Origin of the sequence: Citrobacter sp. Cpo142 (assembly GCF_030332425.1) — a bacterium.
GTDB classification, from domain to species: Bacteria; Pseudomonadota; Gammaproteobacteria; order Enterobacterales; family Enterobacteriaceae; genus Citrobacter; species Citrobacter portucalensis.
Genome location: NZ_JAOWHW010000103.1, coordinates 1 through 4,212, shown reverse-complemented (window position 1 = coordinate 4,212; position 4,212 = coordinate 1). Strand labels below are relative to the sequence as shown.

The window sequence follows — 4,212 nt, the reverse complement described above, 5'->3', positions numbered from 1 at the left end:
TCCTTTTACACGCTCAGCAATGGCGGCGCGTTTATGGCCCCTGATGCTGACGTTGACGATAAATGGCATCTGTTCAACGGTATGAACGGCAATGGCGCGGACATGAGTGCTGAAGCCGCAGGCATTGCTGTCTGCCTGATTGAATACAGCCATCACGCCTGCCGTACAGAGTGTGACGCAATGACCGCGCACTATTACCGCCTGCGGGACTATGCCCTGCAGCATTCTGAAGCCCACGCCATTTTGCGTATCATTGACTGACCGGAGGAGCAACGAATGAAACAGCTTTCCTTTTTACCCGGCGAGATAACGCCACAGGACCGGCGTCTCATTCAGCGGGCGCTCAGGGCTCTGGAGCGGCACCTGCATGAGCCTGGGGTAGCCTTCACCTCCACTCATGCCGTCCGGGAGTGGTTGCGGCTGCATATGGCCGCGCTTGAACGGGAAGAGTTCCGGGTGCTGTATCTGAACCAGCAGAACCAGTTGATTGCCCACGAAACCCTGTTTGCCGGTTCTATTAGCAGTACCGAGGTACATCCCCGCGAGGTGGTCAAGCGCGCTCTGTACTTCAACGCGGCAGCGGTAATACTGGCGCATAACCATCCTTCCGGCGAGACGACGCCCAGCCAGGCTGACAAAGCCCTCACGCAGCGACTGGTTCAGGTACTTCAACTGGTGGATATCCGTGTCCCTGACCATCTGATTGTCGGCGGCAGGCAAATCTATTCGTTCGCAGAACACGGTCTGCTGTGAGGTATTACATGAAAATTATCAGTAAACGCCGGGCAATGACGATATACCGCCAGCATCCTGAGTCCCGAATCTTTCGTTTCTGCACCGGCAAATACCAGTGGCACGGTAGCGTCTGCCATTACACCGGCAGGGACGTTCCGGATATCACAGGAGTCCTGGCGGTATACGCCGAACGCCGCCAGGACCGCGAGGGGCCTTATGCCTGCCTGATGAGCATCACCCTGAACTGACAATAAAGAGGTTATCAATGAGCAAAATCACATGGGGTCTGCAGCGTGATATCACGCCACGTCTGGGAGCCCGTCTGGTGCAGGAAGGCAACCGACTGCATTATCTGGCTGACCGGGCCAGCATGACCGGCAAGTTCAGTGACATCGAATACCGGAAGCTGGATGAAACATTCCCGCACTTTATCCGCCAGATGGAATCGATGCTGACCACTGGTGAACTCAGCACCCACCATGCCCACTGCGTTACCCTGTACCACAACGATTTAACCTGCGAAGCCGACACCCTTGGCAGTTGCGGCTACGTATACATCGCCATTTACCCCACTCAGCGTTAATTACCTTCACGAGAGCAAACATGAAAACTTTACCTGCAACAACTCAGCGGGCGGTGAAGCCCTGCCTGTCACCCGTGGCTGTCTGGCAAATGTTACTGACACGTCTGCTGGAACAGCACTATGGTCTGACAATAAACGACACGCCATTCTGCAATGAGGCTGTGATTAAGGAACACATCGATGCCGGTATCACCCTAGCCGATGCCGTGAATTTTCTGGTAGAAAAATACGAGCTGGTTCGTATAGACAGGAAGGGATTTAGCTGGCAGGAACAATCTCCTTATCTCCGGGCTGTAGACATTCTGCGAGCGCGGCAGGCAACTGGCTTGTTGCGGCAAAGCCGTAACAACGTAGTACGATGAACATTGCGTACAACCTTCCCGATTTACATTTCTGAACTTCCTCCCTTGTTTACCTATTGCGTAATGCGCCTGCTACTACCCGGCGGGCGCGTTATCTTTTTACGGACAAACAATCATGCAACCAGAAGTTGAAGTATTAACCGATCATAATGAGCTAATTTGTTCGAGCTTTATTGAACACATTGCCAACACATTAAATTTAGGAGTGGTGTAGACATGGACAACTAAACCTGCAGCCACGGATGTATAGTGAGCGAAGCCCTATCAGGCCTTTTTGGTCAGTAGATAAGATTGATCTTCGTTGATAGAATTTACTTACACCAGCTGTTACATGAAAATAATTTTTTGGTGGGAGAATGATAAGATCTTACGTAAGAATTTGATTTTAATGGTGCCGATAATAGGAGTCGAACCTACGACCTTCGCATTACGAATGCGCTGCTCTACCAACTGAGCTATATCGGCCCTGATAAGGACGTGCCCATGAATGTGAACACGGGGTAGAAGGTTAAAACTAACCGGACTGTGCGTCAATGGCCTTGCGAATCAAACGCCTATTTTTGCATCATCCGCATTCAATTACGCACAAATCGTGTCGTCACAGGCTTCCTGATACGTGGCAAGGGAATTCTATAACCAGCGGCGAACACGCTGCTCATAGCGCATCCATTCCGGCCCGAAATGTTTTCGTAGTTGTTCCTCTTCAAAATCAATATGTAATCTGGCAACCACCAGCATAAACAGCGGTGCAGCCAATATTCCAATCAAGCTACCGACGTAAAGAGCAAAAGCTAACTGAAGTCCACTCATTCCAAGATAGATTGGATTGCGGCTCCAGGCGTAACATCCGTCAGTAACAAGCGTGGTCGATTTCTCTGCATGCAGTGGGTTTAGCGTCGTACGTTTCTTCCGCATCTGCCACGCGGTATGCAGTATCATCGCCAGACTGACGCTAGCCAACAATGCACTTATCACGATAGTCACCGCGCCAAATGTGAAACGCGGTATCGCCGTCAACGCATCCGCGATGAGGAATAATAACAGGATGAGAGGTGGTGGAAGCCAGACTCTTAATTTTGTCAGAAAAGGACGCATGGCTACGGGCAAACCTCAGTACCTGTTTGATTAACGCTGATATCACTATAAATACCCCGTTTAAGATACATAAACAAACGGTGCACACCTCACTATAGGACTTTTTACTTAATCAGACAGACAGGCAGCGATGCAAAGACGCCCATACCATAGGCGTCTGCCCCTGGTGTTCAGGAAAAAATCATGCTGCAGGCTATGTCAGCTCAGAGCACATACTCGTTTAAAGGTTTTACCCTTCATATGTAATAACCGTGTCAAAAAGGAATTACGTAGATAAAGGTGAATCCGACGCTGATTCAAACAAATCTACTGACTGCTGGTAATACCGGATAAAATCATTAAATGTCACTGGCGGTAGAAACTGATACCCCTGCAGATAGTCAACATTATTTTTTCCCAGCCATTGTTGCTGATAGTCATTTTCAACACCCTCTGCCACCGTACGTAACCCCAGAAGTCCTGAAAGGTGAGTAATTGACTCGAGCATAGGGATATATTGATCAACCTCTTTAATTTCCTTAATGAAGCTTTTATCAATTTTGATTACATCCAGGTCTAACTCATTGAGATAGCAGAGATTAGCGTATCCAGTACCAAAATCATCCAAAGCGAACAAAACACCTTTATTTCGCAACGAGCGAATAAGTTCTTTGATTGCAGGAGTAATCGTGAACGTCTGGTTCTCTGTTATCTCTATCATCAATTTTATCGGAAGACCCTGCGTTATCTCCATAAAATTAAGGCATTCCCAATAGAATACAGGATTATTTAAACCTGACGGACTGACATTAAAAGAAACGAACAGAGTTTTATTAATACTCGCGCCTCCAGAGACCAGATTGCGCGCAACAGCGGTCATTAAATAGCTAGTTAACTCATTGATTAAACCACTTTTTTCAGCCAATGGAATAAACTCTCGCTGAGAAATAGCATAGTTATGTCCCTGTGGCCAACGAGCCAATACCTCAACTCCACAAACGTCGCCCCTGATATTCACGATGGGCTGAAAATAAGGAATGATCTCCTCATTCCTTATTGCCATACTCAGTCTACTAGTATCCGAAACATCATATGTGTCAGTGTAAACTGCATCCCCATTCACATTATTATTGATTATAGAACCTTCATTTAATAAATTATTTCGGGTTAAAAAGATAACAGTTTCATTAAAATTGGAAAAGCCGAGGCGAGCAGTAATTTTATCCCGATATCGATACACTGACTTAATTGTTAGCGAATTAGCAATACAGAAATCATGCAGTTTTTCTTTTGTGAATGATGAATACAGCATTTCTTCTTCAAATTCAGTCAAGTTAAAAGTAAACATCGGTGAATCTTTATTGACTTCCACAACTTTGTTAGGGAAGGTGCGAATAAGCAGGTCATTTCTTCCCAAGCTGACTCGCTGATTAAAATTTCGCGGATCTGGGCCGATTT

Annotated in this window: 7 protein-coding genes and 1 tRNA gene; 5 read left to right on the top strand and 3 right to left on the bottom strand. The window is 47.1% G+C overall.

Going from position 1 to position 4,212, the window contains the following annotated elements; all coding sequences use genetic code 11:
• From OGY18_RS06470 to ykfI, 5 genes are all read left to right on the top strand, one after another.
• On the top strand, positions 1-261 hold a 261-nt coding region (locus OGY18_RS06470; RefSeq protein WP_286552309.1), incomplete at its 5' end, for an antirestriction protein.
• A 15-nt stretch (positions 262-276) separates the two neighbouring features.
• A complete protein-coding gene (locus OGY18_RS06465) occupies positions 277-753 on the top strand; it encodes a JAB domain-containing protein (protein ID WP_003031345.1) in 477 nt (158 codons plus the stop codon).
• A gap of 8 nt (positions 754-761) precedes the next feature.
• A complete protein-coding gene (locus OGY18_RS06460; RefSeq protein WP_003031346.1) occupies positions 762-983 on the top strand; it encodes a DUF987 domain-containing protein in 222 nt (73 codons plus the stop codon).
• A 17-nt stretch (positions 984-1,000) separates the two neighbouring features.
• On the top strand, positions 1,001-1,318 hold the full coding sequence (locus tag OGY18_RS06455; RefSeq protein ID WP_003031347.1) for a type IV toxin-antitoxin system YeeU family antitoxin: 318 nt from the start codon (positions 1,001-1,003) through the stop codon (positions 1,316-1,318).
• 20 nt (positions 1,319-1,338) lie between these two features.
• The gene (gene ykfI, locus OGY18_RS06450; RefSeq protein WP_003031349.1) at positions 1,339-1,680 is read left to right on the top strand and encodes a type IV toxin-antitoxin system toxin YkfI; all 342 of its coding nucleotides are present in this window, start codon (positions 1,339-1,341) and stop codon (positions 1,678-1,680) included.
• A 389-nt stretch (positions 1,681-2,069) separates the two neighbouring features.
• On the opposite strand, the gene OGY18_RS06445 is transcribed toward ykfI, so the two are convergent.
• The 3 genes from OGY18_RS06445 to OGY18_RS06435 all read right to left on the bottom strand — a co-directional run.
• Positions 2,070-2,145, bottom strand: a tRNA-Thr gene (locus OGY18_RS06445).
• 165 nt (positions 2,146-2,310) lie between these two features.
• Positions 2,311-2,775: a methyltransferase family protein gene (locus OGY18_RS06440; RefSeq protein WP_286552308.1), complete on the bottom strand. Its 465-nt coding sequence runs from the start codon at positions 2,773-2,775 to the stop codon at positions 2,311-2,313.
• A gap of 265 nt (positions 2,776-3,040) precedes the next feature.
• On the bottom strand, positions 3,041-4,212 hold a 1,172-nt coding region (locus OGY18_RS06435), incomplete at its 5' end, for an EAL domain-containing protein (RefSeq protein ID WP_286552306.1).

Bases quoted from the DNA above. Each gene is read 5' to 3' on its own strand.
- OGY18_RS06465 (WP_003031345.1), top strand. From the start codon at position 277: ATGAAACAGCTTTCCTTTTTACCCGGCGAGATAACGCCACAGGACCGG.
- OGY18_RS06460 (WP_003031346.1), top strand. From the start codon at position 762: ATGAAAATTATCAGTAAACGCCGGGCAATGACGATATACCGCCAGCAT.
- OGY18_RS06455 (WP_003031347.1), top strand. From the start codon at position 1,001: ATGAGCAAAATCACATGGGGTCTGCAGCGTGATATCACGCCACGTCTG.
- ykfI (WP_003031349.1), top strand. From the start codon at position 1,339: ATGAAAACTTTACCTGCAACAACTCAGCGGGCGGTGAAGCCCTGCCTG.
- OGY18_RS06440 (WP_286552308.1), bottom strand. From the start codon at position 2,775: ATGCGTCCTTTTCTGACAAAATTAAGAGTCTGGCTTCCACCACCTCTC.